The organism is Bacillus sp. Marseille-Q3570 (genome assembly GCF_946151055.1).
Taxonomy (GTDB): Bacteria; Bacillota; Bacilli; order Bacillales; family Fictibacillaceae; genus Pseudalkalibacillus.
In genome coordinates this window covers 31,982-49,518 of the sequence record NZ_CAMGYZ010000010.1, presented here as the reverse complement: position 1 = coordinate 49,518, position 17,537 = coordinate 31,982, and the positions used below count along the sequence as shown (strand labels likewise).

Sequence of the window (17,537 nt, the reverse complement as noted above, 5' to 3'; positions counted from 1 at the left end):
ACTCTATGAAACTTGTTTTTCCAGATTGTTTTTGTCTGCTTTTTTCTTGAAAGCCTTGATGACTAACGGGTAAAAAAGAGATAAAAGAATCAAAATGATCAAACTGATACAGATCGGATTTGAAACAAAAATACTCAAATTCCCGTCCGATGACAGTACCGCTTTCCTGAAGTTCTGCTCCATTTCAGCCCCGACAATCAATGCGAGAACAAGAGGCGCAATCGGAATATCGAACACCTTCATGAAAAGACCGAAAACACCAAAGATCAACAGCAGGAAAAAGTCGATCACATTGTAGCTGAGCGTATAGGTCCCGATGAATGCCAGCAAGACAATGATCGGATAAAGCACCTTCGCTGGTGTATCCAAAATCTTGATCAACAGGCCGACAAGTAGGATATTCACGATCACCAGGACGATATTTCCGATGAACATACTATTGACCAATGTCCAGGCAATCTCCGGCTGGTTTTCAAAAAGCAATGGCCCCGGTCTCAAGCCAAGCATGATGAGGGCGCCGAGCATGACTGCTGTCGTCCCCGATCCAGGAATCCCCATCGTCAAGAGCGGAATCAAGGCTCCCACTGATGCCGCATTGTTCGCTGACTCCGGTGCAGCCAACCCTTCAACTGCACCCTCACCGAACTCTTCCTGCTTTTTCGAAAGCTGTTTTTCAGTCGAATAACTGATCATGGATGCGATCGAACCACCTGCACCTGGAAGGACACCGACAATGAACCCGAGCGGACCACTCCGCAGGATCGGCCACTTCGATCTTTTCCACTGTTCCTTTGTAAACCAGACTTTCCCGACTTCCTTCTTTTCCTTTTTCTCCTTATCAATCGTCAGGAAGTTGTAGAGCACTTCCCCGATCGCATAAACACCAATGATGACGATCAGAAAATCGATCCCATCGCTTAAATGAGGAATGCCCATCGTAAAACGATAGACGCCCGTTTGGGTATCGATCCCGATCGTACTGAGCAGGAGTCCAAGCAACATCGCGATGAACCCTTTCACCATTTTACCGAGCGAAAGAGAAACGATGGCTGACAAGGTGAGGAGCATAAGTAAAAAATACTCCGCTGGCCCGAACTTAAGGGCAAAATCCGCTAACGGCTCAGCAAGGAAAATGAATCCGACGACCGCAATGATACCGCCGATGAAGGAAGCTACTGCAGAGATCGCCAGTGCCTGTCCCGCTTGTCCTTTTCGTGCCATCGGATAACCGTCGAATGTCGCGGCGATTGCCGATCCGTCACCTGGCGTGTTCAACAGGATCGAGCTTCGAGATCCACCATACATCGCGCCATAATAGATTGCTGCCATCAAGATGATCGCGCTGACAGGGTCCATTCCAAAGGTGATCGGGATCAAGACGGCGACCGCAGTTGCTGGTCCAAGGCCAGGCAGCATCCCTACAATCGTCCCTAAAATACCGCCGATGATCACCCACAAGATGTTGATCGGTTCCACTGAATTCATGAAACCATTCAAAAAGCTGTTAATATCCACAAAATCACCTCCTACGGTAAACTGACCCCTAGTAATTCACTGAATGCGTACCATGAAATGAAGGAAAAGCAGATCGATACGATGATGTTCGCCTTCCATTTCTTCACTCCGTTTATGAAAAACAATAACGCGCCCAGGAACAGGATCGTCGCAAATAGAAAACCGATCCGTTCAAAAATGAATGCATATCCGATTCCAAGGAGCACCGTAATGCCAATCAGTTTCGGGGTACGCCCTGCAATCAATTCCCTTATTTGAACATTTTCATGGTTCAGTTTTTTCAACTCTTGAATCGTGTAGATGATACTGAAGACCAGCATGAGCACACTCAGTCCGATCGGAAAATAAAGTGGTCCGTTCGGATTACCAAGGTTCGCTTTCGGCACGTTGAATGATGCTATCAAGAACGTGCAGCTGATCAGTAGTAAAACAGCAGGAAACGCCAGTTTGACCGCTTTCATGTATGTCCGCTCCTTTCGTTTGGAAATTCGGGTAAAGTCTAACTTGTTTATCTGTCAAAAATCAGGTGCTGACCCGCGATTCCGTGTGGAGTCAACACCCTTTTCGTCTTGGCTGTATCTATGGCGATTTCCGAAGTAAAAACATCCATTCGGCCGTATGCGCAACGAGTTGTTAAACCACAACCCGGATCGATTCTGCCTTCCGACGAGCTTACTTCACCAATCCTGAATCCGTCACGAGCTTCTCATAAAGTGAATGTTGCTCTTTCAAAAACTTCTTCGTTTCTTCGCTGTCTTTATAGAAGCCATCCCAGTTGTTATTATCCAAGAGCTTTTTCCAGTCTTCCGTCTTGACCATCTCGCTCAATTTTTCATCCCAATATGCGATTTCTTCTTCTGTCATATCCGGTGGTCCCATGATTCCACGCCAGTGCGGGAATACCATGTCCACGCCTTCCTCTTTCCAGGTCGGCACATCATCTAAATCTTCAAGTCTTTCTTCAGAAGAAACCGCAAGGATCTTCAGTTTTCCAGCAAGGTGTTGATCCTTCACCTCGGATAGAGAGGTTGTAACCGCATCAACATGTCCACCCAGGAGTGCTGTAACGACATCTCCTCCCCCTTCATATACGAGGAAATCGAGTTCTGCAGGGTCGATTCCGTATTCAGTGGCAGCTTGGACGATGGATAGGTGATCATCATTCCCCAACCCAGGTCCGACACCGATTTTTACAGAGTTTGGATCCTTTTTCAGTTGCTCCATCAGTTCTGAAGCAGACTCGTACTTGGAATTTGCCGGAACAGCAAGTGATTGCCACTCTGTCGCCAATGTCGCGATCGGTGTGAAATCCTTATAGCTCAAATCACTTTGACCGAGCAGATCATTCGTCAAGACAAGGCTTGAGTTGATCGCCAGATGATGCGAATCCTTCGCCTTCAAATACTTCCAGCCTGTCTCTCCACCACCGCCTGGCTTGTTCACGACTTTGATGTTTTTATCGACCAGGTCATTATCCTGTAACGCTTTTTGTACGGAACGGGCTGTCAAATCCCATCCTCCACCTGGCGAAGCAGGCGCAACCAATTCAAGATTCTTCGTCGGGAATTCTTTGTTCGAGCCAGAACCTCCAACAGAACAAGCTGATAAAAGCAAAAATGCGATCAATAAAACCGAGAGCTTTTTCATAACGATACACCCCTAACAAAAAATTTATTAAAGTCATCCTACCTTCTGAAACTTTCAATGTAAACGTTTTCAAAATATTGTTTTTTAAAAATTTTAAATCCTTTTTGTGCATTTTGTTCACGGACTCCAACACTTCCATTTCATGCTAAACTGAATACTAACCCTGCATAAGTGTGCACGGATTGTCGGATGGGCCGACATCAATCCTGCTACTCTATTGATGAAGGAGGTCATTGGATGGATACACTGAAAAACCTGAATGAGGCCATCGCCTATATCGAAGAAAAACTGACGGATGAAATCGACTTCAAGGAGGCTGCAAGACGGGCCTATTGCTCAGAATATCATTTTAAAAGGATGTTTTCCTTCTTATCCGGGATTACCTTATCAGAATACGTCCGCCGCAGACGCCTTACGCTTGCTGCATTCGAGCTTAAAACGCGCAACGCAAAAGTCATCGACATCGCAATGAAATATGGCTACAACTCACCCGATTCTTTTACACGCGCTTTTCAAAACCTGCATGGTATCACACCATCAGAAGCGAGGACGAATGGCCATTTGCTGAAATCCTATCCACGTATGACGCTCCAATTAACCATCAAAGGAGGTAGTGAAATGAATTATCGTATTGAAGAAAAAGATGCCTTCCGGATCATTGGCATCTATAAAAGAGTTCCACTCATTTTCAAAGGTGTCAATCCTGAGATTGCAGCGATGTGGCAAAGCCTGGACAGCGATACGATCGATATCCTGAAGAACCTTTCCAACGTGGAGCCGAAAGGACTGCTTAGTGCTTCGACGAACTTTTCCGAAGGACGAATGGAGGAAAAAGGGGAACTTGATCATTATATCGGAGCGGCGACAACCAGGGATTGTCCCGAAAACCTGACCGCTTTGGAAGTTCCAGCTTCAACTTGGGCAGTCTTCGAATCCATCGGCCCGTTTCCGGATACGCTGCAGGAAATATGGGGGCGCATCTATGCGGAATGGTTCCCTTCGTCGAACTATGAACAAACAGAAGGACCAGAAATATTGTGGAATGAGAATAAAGACGTCTCCTCACCGACTTTCAAGAGTGAGATTTGGATCCCTGTGAAGAAAAAGTAAGGGGAGAGTATAGGAAAATTAGTGCTAACGGACATGAGAGACGTTATTTATGACAAATTGGCTTGATCCAGAATGTTAACGGACATGAGGGCTCTTATTTGTGACAAATCCCCCAGATTCAGGGTGATTTCAGTCAAATAACGTCTCTGGTGTCCGTTAGCTTTTTGAATAAGGCATTTTTTCCTAAAGTAACGGCCCTGGTGTCCGTTACATTTTTATGTAATGTAAATTCACAAAAAAAGAGCTCAGCATCAAGCTCTTAAGAGTTTAACGAACTTATTTTATCTCAATATCTTCACCATCAAAGTCGTTTATTCTTGCATCCAGAACCTCACCATTCCGTGCATTTATATATACTTCCGCATAACGATTATTCGGAATGTCTATGCTCACCACATATCTTTTTTCATCAAATACACTTTTCTGGCTTAGGACTTCAGCTTTCATTTGATTTTGATGTAACATCTTTTCAGTATAAGGAGAGACTGTATCCTTTGCTATTCGGGATGCCTCTTCCGGAGAGATTAAAGGCACGGTCAAAAGTTTATATCCCTCAAAAATCGCTAAGGTTACAATTAAGACAAAAACTAATTTTCGATTCAGCAGTTTTCTTCTTATCGCCAAAATAAATAATAAACCAATACCAATAAAGAGTGTGAACAAAATCCAGTAAAACAAAACGAGTAACTTACACCTCACTGACACTTAATAAGATTATAGTCTCTGTGTTATTACCACATAAAAAGGTGCCCTCTCAGCACCTTTACGTTCTGCTAATCTATTCATCTAGTATAATACCTTCGTTCCGGTCGGCCGACGATTCCATAGACCTGCTCGACCGTGGCTTGTTCGATTCCGACGAGATACTCAAGGTACCTTCGCGCAGTGGTCCGGGATGCGCCCATGACCTCCCCCGCTTTTTCTGACGTGATCCCTTCCTTGTTGGTTTCAAGCAGTTTTTTCACTTTTTTCAACGTCATCCTATCGATTCCAGGCGGAAGGTCCGATTTCTCTGGCTCTTTCCCACCACCTTGTCCAAAAACGCGATCGAGCAGATCCTGATCCACTTCCGAAGTCGACTCAAGCACCGCTTTCTTCTTTTTATACGTAACAACCGCCTCTTTAAAACGCTCCATTGTAATCGGTTTGATCAAGTAGTGTTGTACCCCATAGCGGATCGCTTTTTCCAGGAACGCTTTCTCTTTTGCCGCTGTAATCATCATGATATCGACATCCGGATGTTCCTCTCTGATTTTATGCAACAGATCGGTCCCGAGCTGATCCGGCATATACACATCGAGAAGCAGCAGATCCACCTGTTTGTCTTCTAATAACTGCAACGTTTCCTTCGCATTCAACGCTTTTCCGATCAACTTCATTTCATCCACCGCAGCCAGATACTCCTCGTGGATCTGAGCAACACGGTAATCATCCTCTGCAATCACGACATTGAACATGAACCTTTCACCCTCCCAAACTATGATCTATAACGTATTCGTCTTTTCTATCGTTTTCGGTAATATCACGGTGAAAACCGTACCTCCCTCATGGTTGTTCGTCCATTCGATCATACCGTCGAGCAGAACTACTTCATCTTTCACGTTTGCAAGACCATACCCCCGATTTTTCCCTTTAGCGGAAAACCCTTTTCGGAAGATCTCTCCTTCTGCATCCTCCTTGATCCCTATGCCGCTATCCGCGATTTCAAAAATGATGTCATTCCCGATGTCTGTCACGAAAAACGAAACCTCTTTCGTCGGGGAATCGGCTACCGCTTCAAATGCGTTGTCGATCAGATTCCCGAGTATGACGATCAAGGGGGAAAATCCGATATGGGCAGGTAGAGGCTGCATAGCACTTTCTACATCGATTTTAAAATCGATTTTTTTCTCGGATGCCTTCGCCAGTTTTCCAAGCAGAATCGCCTGGATCTTGTCGTCCTTGATATTCGTTAAAAGAACTTCTTTATGCTGTTCCTGAATTTGAGCTTCTTCCTGGATCAATTCAATCGCTTCCGTATGTTTGCCGAGCTGGATCATACCGAGAATGACATACAGCTTGTTCGTGAATTCATGGGCCTGTGCCCGCAGATCTTCTGAATATTGCCTGACTTCGGATAAGGCATCGACCATTTTCTTGATTTCAGTCTTGTCTCTGAAACTGGCAACAATCCCGACCTGCTCTCCATCTTCTATAATCGGCTGGGTATTGACGATGATGATTTTATCATTATAATAGAGTTCTTTATTACTGATGGTTTCCTTTGACGCCAACACCTCCATCATGTTTGATGAAGAGATGATCGATGCCACAGATTCACCTTCCACAGATTCACTGATATCCAAAAGCTCACGTGCCGAATGGTTCATCATCGTGATCGTTCCATGCTCATCGGTAGAAAGGATTCCTTCTTTCACAGATTGGAGAATGGCATTACGCTCCCGATACAAGGCTCCGATTTCATAGGGTTCAAGACCATGTGTATCTTTGCGGATGCTTTTCGCGAGAAAGAAACTGCCAGCAATACCGACGATGAATGCAACGCCAGAAACGAGCAACATCTTTTGGATATCAGAGGCGATTTTGCTTTGAATGATATCCATATGAAAAATGACAGTAACGGTACCTTCGACTTTCTTATAGTCCCCGTAATCGATCATGATCGGTGCAATCCCTTTCAATACCTCAACCCCGTCACTGTCAGTCCGGGTGATATAATTACTTCCGAAAACAAGGGAGCGGTAACGATCTGAACGAGGCGAAGAATGATTCGTGATGATATCCCCCGCATAACCGGTGAGCTCACCTTCCCGGTTTTCAATCCGTATTGCGGAAGCATCAACCTGATCCCGAATCCGTTCCACAATCGGGTTCGTAACATCGAATGGACCGCCGTGCTCGATGGAATCCTGAATCGTCCCCATAAACGATAAGGTCTGCGCAGTCTGAAGCGCAATCCGCTCCGCCTGTTCCACATCTTCCTCCATTTCCAGGTAACCGACAATGAAGGATAACAGACCGATCACCAATAATAACAGGAAGATGATCAGACCGAGGATTTTGATTTGAAGGGAAACATTCAGTAGTCTCTGCAGCATGGTGAACTCCTTGGATGACACACGTATTTACTGAATATTCTATCTCATCGAATGCTAAATCGCTAGAGGACTGTGTCGTTTTCTTGCCCTCACTCTACAAAACTCGCAATTTCCGAGGAAATGTACCAAAGATAACCACCGTAATTATGACATCAATCGAGCGCAGACAGACTATAGTCCGCTTTCCAATTTCGACACAAGACTTCTGTACCAGGCACGACAATTTCCCCCTTCTCCCCCAACGGTTCTGAGAAAGTGCCTGGCACCGAAGCGGAACCCTTGGGACAGTTGAAGTTTGAAACGGTGCCAGGCACTTTCTATTCAGCTTATTGCAAAATAAAAAAGCCAATGTTGGTTGGCTTTTAGGCATTTATACTCTTTTCCACTTGCGGAGGTCTTGCATTCCTTACCAGTTTTCCTCCATCGTAAAACTTTCCATATTCTCTGAGTATCTCTCGGACTTCTGTGACTGAAGGAATCGTTCCATCTGTCGGATAAGATAAGTAATAGGTTTTTGTGTTCTTTCGATGGATCACCCAACCGAAAAACTTCATTGCAAATCCATGTGTACGTTTATTACGAAACGCGGGCATCGACTTTCCATCCCAGACCGTCAGTGTCTGTCCGTACCCCTTTCGACCCTTCATTTCCCCATTCAATTCTGCATACAAAAGACCTGGAGTTTTCTTCATCTGGTTCATGACCATCAACGTCAACACTTGATTGATGATCAGCTGAATGAAATTCAACCCTTCGCCTCTTGTCAGTGAAATAAAGGCTTTTTCAGGGAGCTTCTCTGGTTTCTCTCCAAGCATCAATACACCAAAACCCTGACCCTTCATCGAACGCCACTTCTTTTTACTCATAATCTCCCCCTGTGAATAAAGAACTATTTGAAAATATATTCTTCACCTCACGAAAAATTCCTTTATTTACCTAATCACGTTCGCATTTTTCGAAAGAATAGCGCTTTCACCATGTTAACGATGAAACACAAGGTATATAATAAACAAGGGGATAAATGGTAGGTTTCGTTTTGAATATGGGGGTGACACTTTGAATAAAAACACAAGCCTTTTCTGTGCGATTTTCGTTGTGGCAATTGTCGTCTATCATCGGATCCTCGTTTTAGTAGAGACCTATTTCGTTCCGCTATGGTTCACTGATCCGACAGCTCCACAACTACTGATCATGTTCCTGATCGTCCTTTTACTATTGGTCGCGTCCCTCATCACCGCCAATAAACTACATAAAGTCATTCAAATGTTTATTCTTCGGATAACGACAAAACGTTAACAGCAGCATATATTGGTGTATTGCTGACCGCGCAGAACAACCCGTTTATTTTTCATATAGACAATTCTCTTCTTAATCCATTCTGAATATAAATAATGATGAAATTCTCATAAAACAAGAGGTGTTCATAGTGGCAAATATTCTTTTTATGAAAGAAGCACTCCAGCTTGCTCATGAAAATGTTTTAAAAAACAACGGAGGACCTTTTGGTGCTCTAATTGTCAAGGACGGAAAAGTGATCGGTAAAGGTGTAAATGAAGTGACATCGTCCAATGATCCTACCGCCCACGCAGAAATACAAGCGATACGGAATGCTTGTGCTCATTTAAACCAATTTCAATTAAACGATTGTGAGATCTATACAAGTTGTGAACCTTGCCCGATGTGTATTGGTGCAATCTATTGGGCGAGGCCGAAAGCTGTGTATTATGCATGTACGAAAGAAGATGCTGCCCAAATAGGATTTGATGACCAATTCATCTATGAAGAAATCGCTTTGCCTATTAATATACGAAAAATGAAAATGGAACAATTGGTAGTGGATCAACACGATATACCATTTCAAGAATGGGGAAGATCGAACAATAAAATAGAGTATTAAACTAAAATAAGGCCCAAGTCCTTTTTCTGGACCTGAACCTTTACGAACAGAGAGCGCAAATTTACACAAACCAATCTTCAGCTTCATCGATCAATTTGTTCACACGTCTCTAAAATCGCTTCCGTCTCTTCAATCAGCAAGATGATATCTTCCCAGGAGCCTTCTGTATTGAGTTCCTGGGCATGCGCCAGATTGTTCCGAAGCCCTTCTAATCTTTTAAAATAATCTTTCCCTTTGGTTTTGGAAGGGAATTTCAGTTGCTGCCTTAATTCCACCTCATTCAAGATGATATCCCGTTTATCACAAATCTGTAAGCAATCGCTCAAGCCAATCGCTTCATTTTTCACGCTTCTTATCGTATATAAACGCTCAGCCTCTTGAATCCGATCCATACTCAAATGCCGCTTCCAATCGTTTTGCGGCAGATAATGATTGATCACTCTCAAAAGGTGCATCTCAAGCAACGTGATGATGCCGAACAACAGCATCCTGATCGGCGGCTTTTGAAGGTCTGCTTTGGTTACGAGACGCGTCACCCTGTTCTCTTCCAACACAAAGATCCGCTCGGTTTCTTTGAATAGAAAGAGGATTTTGATCAAAGGAGTCGAGTCTGAAACGATCTCTTTTGGCGAAAAAGGCGTCATATAATTCCGGCATAAACCCTCTTGCAAGTCTCCCCGCTTCACGTAACCAATGACACGTCCGTCCTCTTCGACCCCAAGCACATCATAATCCTTTTCTTCCATCTGCGCCTTGATCATTTGTGCATCATCATGAGGCTGACAAATATCAAAAACCTCAGATATATGATTCACATGGATATCTTTTTCATATAGCAAACGAAGCTCATGATACGGACTCAACTTCTTCAAGCAAGTTCCCTCCTTTGATGCAAAATCGGATTAACGCGCCAGTCTTTCATCCAACAGCTGAAACACGCTTCTCAATTGGTCTTTCGGTACGTATTCATATTGATCACCGATGCTGACTTCATAATAACATGAAGTCTCACTCGTCTCTCTCAAGTTGCTGGTCAACCCGATTCCCGTCGTTTCATAGAGATCGACAAGGATAGATTCGATCTTTTCTTTCGACACGTGAAAATGAACGTGGAACATATTCGAGACAGGTTCATAAGGCTTTGTCTCAACAGCATGGCACTGATTGAACAAACTGGCAAGTTCTTTCGCTTCTTCATGATACTGCCCCATTTTACCGATCCGTTCCTCAAAATAATGGTCCGCACTGATTATGTATGGATAAAGGCTGATCAAATCACCGCCATGTCTCCTCTTCCACACTTTCGATTTTTCCGTAAAAGCTTCATCCCCTGCAAGGATCGCTCCCGCTACCCCGCCGATTCCTTTATAAAACGAAACATAGACACTATCAAAAAGAGCACATATATCGTCCGCGGTCTTCTGATAGTATGGAAGAATCTCAAACAGCCTCGCCCCATCCAGATGCAACCGGATGCCATTTTCACGACAATGCGCGGAAATGGCTTCTAGCGTTTCATAGTCCGGCAGCTGACCGCCAATTTCACGCTGCGGCAATTCAAGCAACAAACACGAGATCTCTTCTTCCATGTTCACTACATCTTCCAGGTCAATAATCCTGTTTTCATCTGCTAATAAAATCGGTTCGATATGATGCAGCTCTTTCAAGCCGTCTTCTTCATGGATTTCCAGGTGACACAACGGATGATAGGCGACTTTTTTCAGCCCTTTTTCATCACACCAGATCCTAAGAGCGATCTGCTGGGCCATCGTACCGCTTGGGAAGAACACAGCACGCTCTTTACCAAGGTATTCGGCCATCTTTTCTTCGAAGTCTTCAATGAACGTCCCTTTACCATACATATCGCTATCCGTATCGCTGTCCACATCGTCCAAAGCTTCTTTCAGCACCTGGATGTTGCGGCTTCCATGACCGGCAACCTGATATTCTGCTCTTTTGAAAGCTTCTGCTAAAGGAATGTGTTCAGACATTGCAATTCCTCCTTTCACTAGTACCTCTATTTTCCATTTTACATGAAAAATCGCAAATATGGAGTAAAACACCGAATGTTCTACAACACATTTGCGACATAACTCGTCTGGAGGATTACTATAGTCCGCTTTGTTTTTTCGACGTTTATAATTAAAAAGAACTGATAATTATTCATCCGCCAACTATTTTGCTAACAATCCAAGGAGCAGAATATAATACCATAAACTGGACCCCATAATTAATTCCCCATCTATGAAGTACACCTGCAACTAAACCGACTAATAAGACACCGGCAATATTAATCCATCCAGCATCCATGAATGCCAGCATTAAAACCAATCCAAAAAATAACCCTAACATAGCTTCGTGTGGTACCCTTTTAAAAACAAATTCACATATCTGCTGAGAATATTTTATGGTTACATAGAATGTTAATAACAAAGCTATAACAGCACCGATGAGCGTTGCCCAGACAAAGTCTGATGTAGACAACAAGTGATGCAAATTGTTTTCTAATGTCAATACTGGTGGTGCATTAAACAAGGCATTAGCCGGCCCGATTGCCATTGGAGATAAAGGAACACCTAAAGCGATTAAAGGAATCAGAGTACCGGATATATAAGCAGCGTTAGTTAAACCATCCATACTTGAAATTGCCCTCGAAGCCTTCTTGATGGGGTCTTTTATTCGACTTGACAAAGTCTCCCCTAAAAATATGGTCATTCCGACTGGACTCATAAAAAATGTCATACTACCAAGTAGTGCAGCAAAAGAGCTTGTTCCAACTTCCTTTTTATCAAGGATTTTAAATGGGTTTGGCATACCTTTTTCAATTTTTGTCTTATAGAGTTTAATTTGTTTAACCCCAAACCGATTAAGATTCTCTCTTTTCTCCTTATTCAAAAGTTCAAATAATATTAAAATAACTGGACCAATGGTTATACCAAGAAAAAAAGAAATGAATACTGTCGTACCTTCTGGAACAGCTCCTACTCCCCAGTACAAGTGACGTAAGCCTTGAATCAGAAGAGCAAATGGGACAATAATCGCTAATGCCAGCCATCTATTTTTACACATCAAAGCTAAAAAGACGGCTCCAGCAAAAAATATCGGACTGGCATATTGTGTGATGACATCTGCCAAAGGAACCAGAGCTTTTGCCAAAATCAAGCTGACAGGTACAGCTACTAAAGTACCGATTACCGAGCCTGATGCCATTTTACGAATACTTAAATCTGGCACTCCATGTCTTTTTAAAATCATTGCATGTTCAACCATGGGAGCTGCCATTACACCCCCGGGAATTCCTGCTACAGCAACAGGTATAGAATCAGTCAATTTTTTTGCAACAATCGAGGCTATGAAAAACGAAAGGATAACGACTGGATGAAAACCTGATAATACAAGAACAAGTGTTACAGGTGCTAATACAGCAGTTTCGTCTGTACCAGGAGCTATCCCGATAATGGTATAAATTGTAGCACCTAATGCAGCTGCAACGATCATTTGTAAAATTAAAGTAACATCCATAACTACTCCTCCCTATCTTCGTATTTAAAGGCTCGTTTAGGTTTGATGATAAAACTGCAGACAATGAATCCTAATAGCGCTCCGACCAAACCGAAAATCAATGGCTTTGGGGGATCCGCCGGGGCGATTAAGTAACCTCCAAGGGTTGTGACACTACAGATGATAAGAGATAATACAAGGTCTTTGATGCTCACTAAATCTTCCCAAACTTCAACATTTTGCTCTTTCGTTTCTATTTTAGGCTGATTCGTATTCGTCTCTAATTCGGCCATCTTTTTCACTCCTTTTTCTTTAAATTAAATTGTTCTAGTATCTGCTGTGCCCGATCTAGTTTGATATCCCCTTCTTTCACAAGCTGGCCAGCTATCATATCAACTTGTGAACCGTCTGCTCCAGCCATCATAGCAATATTTTTAGCATGCAATTTCATATGCCCTTTTTGTATCCCATCCGTTGCAAGTGCTTTTAACGCTGTAAAATTTTGCGCTAATCCTACAGATGCAATGATTTCTGCCAGTTGCGTTGATTTAGTCACATCCATCAATTTTAAATTTGCTTTTGCTTTAGGGTGGATTGAAGTTGCACCTCCAATAATACCGACAGCCATTGGCAGTTCCAAAGTCCCTACCAAATCACCATTCTTATCCTTCTCCCAAGTAGATAATGAAGTATATTGGCCAAAGCGAGCTGCATAAGCATGAGCCCCAGCTTCAACCGCTCTGGTATCATTACCTGTAGCGAGTATGACTGAACTTATTCCATTCATGATTCCCTTATTATGAGTGGCAGCTCTGTACGGATCCTGTGCCGCAAAATGATAGGCACTGATGATACGGTCAATTACCCCTTCACCAATCAAATCCTCTTTCCTTATTACACATCTTGCTCTTGCCAAGCGCTTATCAGCTAGATTGGATACAATTTTCAACAATCCTTTTCCACCTGTTATTCGTTCTAGTTCAGGCGAAATGCTTTCCGCCATCGTATTGACAGCATTAGCTCCCATAGCATCAAGAGTATTCACAACCAAGTGGACGACTAGCATGTTTTGATAACCTTTATCAAAAATTCTAACTTCCAGGTCGCATGGGCCTCCACCCAGCTTATCGAGAGTAGGATCTTGTTTTCTTGCAAGCTCTAATAAGGCAGCTTTATTTTCCAATATTTTCATTTTAGCTCCATACAAATCAGAGATCCCGATCAATTGTATTTGAGAAAACATTTTTGGCTCAGAGGTAGTAGCTTTAAATCCTCCTGTATTCCTTGATAATTTGGCTCCATGGCTTGCAGCAGCTATAACTGATGATTCTTCCACTGCCATAGGAACCAATACATCCTTTCCATTTACTTTGAAATTTACAGCAACACCGAGTGGTACCTCCATAACACCTACTGTATTTTCAATTAATTGATCAGAAAGATCTGCTCCAAGTGATCCAAAGTTTTCAAATAATACTGTTTGATCAGAAAATAATCCAGCTTGATCCTTCATCCATTCTTGCCGTTCTTTCAATTCCATCTGGTAAAACTTACTTATCTCAGAATTCATGTTTGCACCTCCTCCTTTATATAAAGCAAGAAACGTGCCAACTTTTCAGCCTTGAAATACTGTGTTTTTTTCTATTTTTCTGATAAATCGTTTCGATTTAATACAAATTGAAAGCGTTTTCTCGTTTCTTTTCGAAATATTCGTTTCGTAAGGAAACAAATTAAGGTTAAAAAATCCCATACTCATTTATTTTTTTATAAAATTTTTTCCGACTTAACCCTAATAATTTTATTGCATCTGATCGGTGCCCTTTTGTTTTGATCAATGCTTCTCTTATCGCCTGTTCTTCAATTTGCTCAAATTGTTTATACAGCAGGATGTTGTCTGTTTCCATATTGTTAGTCATTTGGTTAGAACTATTTAAATAATCGGGTAGCAAGTCCAAAGTAATTCTTCCGCTTTTTTCACACATTATGACGGCATATTCAATCACATTTTTTAATTCCCGAATATTTCCGGGCCATTGATAGGATTTAAATACATGTTGGACTTCAGCTGAAAAAGAAAGCTGTTTTTTATGCTCATTGCAGAATTCTTTTAAGAATTGTATAGCTAACGGTAAAATGTCAGTTTGACGCTCTTTTAAAGGAGGGAGATCAATAGGAAAAACATTTAGTCTATAATAAAGGTCCTCCCTAAACTTCCTTTTTTCCACAAGGTCTTTTAGGTTTGCATTTGTGGCGGCTATGATACGTACATCAATTCTTATTGAAGAGGTACCCCCGATTTTTTCAATAACTCTTTCTTGGAGAACACGGAGTAATTTTGCTTGAAGACTGGGAGGCATCTCACCGATTTCATCTAAAAATATTGTCCCAGTATTAGCTAGTTCAAATTTTCCAATCTTTCCTCCTTTTTTTGAACCGGTAAAAGCACCTTCTTCATATCCGAAAAATTCACTTTCCAATAGAGATTCAGGTATAGCAGCACAGTTTACTTTAATGAATGGTTTTCCAAATCTAGAACTGATATTATAGATTGAATTTGCAACCACTTCCTTACCAGTCCCACTCTCGCCTGTAATAAGAACGGTAGTATCCGTTCTTGCCACCTTGTTTATCTTTTCCATAACCATCTGTATTTTTTGATCACTGCCTACGAGTCCATTAAATAACTTCCTCTCTTTATGGCTCATCAATTCTTCTTCTAGATATTTGGTATATCCTTTTAATCTTTCTAATTCTGTTGTTAGCTCTGTTACTTCCGTTACATCTCTGAACACCGATACTGCTCCAGAGATTTCACCATCAATCTTGATAGGGATAATATTTGCCACCACTCTTATACTGGTTGTATCAACAAGAAATTCAGAATTGATGACAGGAGTTCCTGTTTCCAAAACCTTTATAATCCTTGCATTGGGCTGACTTTCTTTTAATGGTTTATTGTGAATGCTATCAACGGATATACCAAGAATTTCGTAATAGGATTTATTTGCATAAAGTACTCTCGTTTCTGAGTCTATAATAATTACACCTTCATGCATGTGATCAAGGACAAGCTTATATTCCATTGTCGGTTGATTCCTCAACATACTAAAACCTCCTTCTATCATAATATTCATTCTATGATTAGCTCGAAATTCCTATATAGGTCTTTGGGGTTGTTAATTAGTTCCTATAAAACGACTTATTATTGTACAAAAAATAATCCTCCATCAAATATGGCGTAAAACACCGAATGTTCTACAACACATTTGCGACATAACTCGTCTGGAGGATTACTATAGTCCGCTTTGTTTTTTCGACACGTTATTCTGGTAGTTCATCCATACTTCGTTCAAGGAATGTCTTCAGTACATGTACACCCTGGACGCAATCGTTCAGAGAAGACCATTCTGCTGGGTTGTGGCTGACTCCATCCTGACTCCTTACAAAAAGCATCGCAGCTGGGATGTGTCTTCCTACGATCATCGCATCATGGCCAGCTCCGCTTGGTAAAAAGTATGGTTGGATTCCATTCGCTTCTACCGCATTACTGAAAAAATCCTGTAAATCTTTTCGTATCGGGACCGGTTGCTTCCTTATCATTTCTTTCCAGGTTACGTCCACCCCGGTTTGCCCAGAAATCACCTCGGCAGCTTCCAGGATCTGAATTATGAGCTGATCTCTTGTCTCTTCATGAATATCCCGGGCATCCACGTATAACTTCACCTGTCCAGGAATGACATTGACGCCGTTCGGATGGACCTCAAGCTTGCCAATTGTTGCGACAGCCGATTCACTGATCGTCCCCGGAAGTTCCTGGACTTTTCCGATAAAAGCACTGGCAGCAGCAAGCGCGTCCCTTCGGTCATTCATTGGTGTGTTCCCAGCATGGCCTGCTTCTCCATCAAAAGTGAGTTCCAGCCAGACCGGGCCGGCGATTCCTGTTACGATTCCAACCGGCAGATCATTTTTCTCGAGGCGTTTTCCCTGCTCAATATGGACTTCGACGAACATGGCGACGTCTTCTGCATTTCGCTTCGCCACTGCAATGGTTTCGATGGATAACCCGTCCTTTTCGAGAACGTGTTCAAATGACAAACCATCTTTATCCGTCATTGTCCGCTGACGTTCAAGATCCAGTTCTCCAACAAAGGCTGTACTCCCGGTCAATCCGCCGTTGAACCGGGATCCTTCCTCATCTGAAAAAATGACGACTTCAAACGGACGCTCAGGTACATAACCTGTTTCCTGCCAGGCTTGTGCTACTTCAAGGGCGGAAAGTACCCCGAGCGGACCGTCAAAATGACCACCATTCGGCACGCTGTCAACATGGGAACCCGATAATATGGCAGGAAGATCGCGGCTCCCCTCTTTTCTCCCAAATACATTTCCTGCTCCATCTTCTTTGACGGTGAGACCCGCTTCAGTCATCCACTTTTTCACGAGTTCCTTCGCCTGTCGCTCTTCTGCAGAAAAACCGAGACGATACGAACCGTTCTCTGAAGTACGGCCAATTTCAGAAAGTTCCGCCAGACGATTTGCAAGCCGTTCTCCATTTACGCCTGAATGATCCAAGCTAGAATCGTAGTTTGATAGCAGTCGTTGTAACATGTCAGCCTCCTCTATAAAGTCGTGCATCGGTATAATCACAACATGATTCCGGATAATCACGACAACATCTCAAATTATTGCGAAAAAACTCCAAATGATCGGGACAACAAATTAGAAAATCACAACAAAAACAGCGTTTATCGTGACAAATCGAAAAGAGG

General features: G+C 42.6%; 17 protein-coding genes. 3 read left to right on the top strand and 14 right to left on the bottom strand.

Annotated features, from left to right (window positions below; genetic code table 11):
* Positions 1–3: 3 nt before the first annotated feature.
* The 3 genes from N8M93_RS15705 to N8M93_RS15695 all read right to left on the bottom strand — a co-directional run bounded on the left by N8M93_RS15705 (position 4) and on the right by N8M93_RS15695 (position 3,162).
* Entirely contained in the window at positions 4–1,485 is a 1,482-nt protein-coding gene (locus N8M93_RS15705) for a tripartite tricarboxylate transporter permease (protein ID WP_396125634.1), read from the bottom strand.
* A gap of 41 nt (positions 1,486–1,526) precedes the next feature.
* Positions 1,527–1,976: a tripartite tricarboxylate transporter TctB family protein gene (locus N8M93_RS15700; RefSeq protein WP_261133413.1), complete on the bottom strand. Its 450-nt coding sequence runs from the start codon at positions 1,974–1,976 to the stop codon at positions 1,527–1,529.
* Positions 1,977–2,187: 211 nt separating this feature from the next.
* Entirely contained in the window at positions 2,188–3,162 is a 975-nt protein-coding gene (locus N8M93_RS15695) for a tripartite tricarboxylate transporter substrate binding protein (protein WP_261133412.1), read from the bottom strand.
* Between the two features lie 237 nt (positions 3,163–3,399).
* Here N8M93_RS15695 and N8M93_RS15690 point away from each other — a divergent pair, with 237 nt between their 5' ends.
* The gene (locus N8M93_RS15690) at positions 3,400–4,272 is read left to right on the top strand and encodes an AraC family transcriptional regulator (RefSeq protein WP_261133411.1); all 873 of its coding nucleotides are present in this window, start codon (positions 3,400–3,402) and stop codon (positions 4,270–4,272) included.
* 276 nt (positions 4,273–4,548) lie between these two features.
* Here the strand turns inward: N8M93_RS15690 and N8M93_RS15685 are convergent, their stop codons facing one another.
* The 4 genes from N8M93_RS15685 to N8M93_RS15670 form a co-directional block, all read right to left on the bottom strand.
* The gene (locus N8M93_RS15685) at positions 4,549–4,950 is read right to left on the bottom strand and encodes a PepSY domain-containing protein (RefSeq protein ID WP_261133408.1); all 402 of its coding nucleotides are present in this window, start codon (positions 4,948–4,950) and stop codon (positions 4,549–4,551) included.
* Positions 4,951–5,054: 104 nt separating this feature from the next.
* Positions 5,055–5,729: a response regulator gene (locus N8M93_RS15680; RefSeq protein WP_261133406.1), complete on the bottom strand. Its 675-nt coding sequence runs from the start codon at positions 5,727–5,729 to the stop codon at positions 5,055–5,057.
* Positions 5,730–5,756: 27 nt separating this feature from the next.
* The gene (locus N8M93_RS15675) at positions 5,757–7,370 is read right to left on the bottom strand and encodes a sensor histidine kinase (RefSeq protein WP_261133404.1); all 1,614 of its coding nucleotides are present in this window, start codon (positions 7,368–7,370) and stop codon (positions 5,757–5,759) included.
* A gap of 362 nt (positions 7,371–7,732) precedes the next feature.
* Positions 7,733–8,236, bottom strand: a complete 504-nt coding sequence (locus tag N8M93_RS15670; RefSeq protein WP_261133402.1) for a hypothetical protein — start codon at positions 8,234–8,236, stop codon at positions 7,733–7,735.
* A 190-nt stretch (positions 8,237–8,426) separates the two neighbouring features.
* Here N8M93_RS15670 and N8M93_RS15665 point away from each other — a divergent pair, with 190 nt between their 5' ends.
* Positions 8,427–8,666, top strand: a complete 240-nt coding sequence (locus N8M93_RS15665) for a hypothetical protein (RefSeq protein ID WP_261133400.1) — start codon at positions 8,427–8,429, stop codon at positions 8,664–8,666.
* Between the two features lie 148 nt (positions 8,667–8,814).
* Positions 8,815–9,267, top strand: coding sequence for a nucleoside deaminase (locus N8M93_RS15660; protein ID WP_314728297.1), 453 nt, complete (start codon positions 8,815–8,817; stop codon positions 9,265–9,267).
* Between the two features lie 83 nt (positions 9,268–9,350).
* Here N8M93_RS15660 and N8M93_RS15655 read toward each other — a convergent pair whose 3' ends face one another.
* The 7 genes from N8M93_RS15655 to N8M93_RS15625 all read right to left on the bottom strand — a co-directional run bounded on the left by N8M93_RS15655 (position 9,351) and on the right by N8M93_RS15625 (position 17,376).
* Positions 9,351–10,139 carry a hypothetical protein gene (locus tag N8M93_RS15655; protein WP_261133397.1) on the bottom strand — a complete coding sequence of 263 codons (789 nt, stop codon included), beginning with the start codon at positions 10,137–10,139 and terminating at the stop codon, positions 9,351–9,353.
* A 30-nt stretch (positions 10,140–10,169) separates the two neighbouring features.
* Positions 10,170–11,258 (bottom strand): low specificity L-threonine aldolase, encoded by a 1,089-nt coding sequence (locus tag N8M93_RS15650; RefSeq protein WP_261133395.1) that lies wholly within the window; start codon positions 11,256–11,258, stop codon positions 10,170–10,172.
* Between the two features lie 172 nt (positions 11,259–11,430).
* The gene (locus tag N8M93_RS15645; RefSeq protein ID WP_261133393.1) at positions 11,431–12,789 is read right to left on the bottom strand and encodes a tripartite tricarboxylate transporter permease; all 1,359 of its coding nucleotides are present in this window, start codon (positions 12,787–12,789) and stop codon (positions 11,431–11,433) included.
* Positions 12,790–12,791: 2 nt separating this feature from the next.
* On the bottom strand, positions 12,792–13,061 hold the full coding sequence (locus N8M93_RS15640; protein WP_261133391.1) for a hypothetical protein: 270 nt from the start codon (positions 13,059–13,061) through the stop codon (positions 12,792–12,794).
* 5 nt (positions 13,062–13,066) lie between these two features.
* On the bottom strand, positions 13,067–14,338 hold the full coding sequence (locus N8M93_RS15635; RefSeq protein ID WP_261133389.1) for a hydroxymethylglutaryl-CoA reductase, degradative: 1,272 nt from the start codon (positions 14,336–14,338) through the stop codon (positions 13,067–13,069).
* Positions 14,339–14,504: 166 nt separating this feature from the next.
* Entirely contained in the window at positions 14,505–15,872 is a 1,368-nt protein-coding gene (locus N8M93_RS15630) for a sigma-54-dependent Fis family transcriptional regulator (RefSeq protein ID WP_261133387.1), read from the bottom strand.
* Positions 15,873–16,089: 217 nt separating this feature from the next.
* Entirely contained in the window at positions 16,090–17,376 is a 1,287-nt protein-coding gene (locus tag N8M93_RS15625; protein ID WP_261133384.1) for a Zn-dependent hydrolase, read from the bottom strand.
* Positions 17,377–17,537 lie beyond the last annotated feature (161 nt).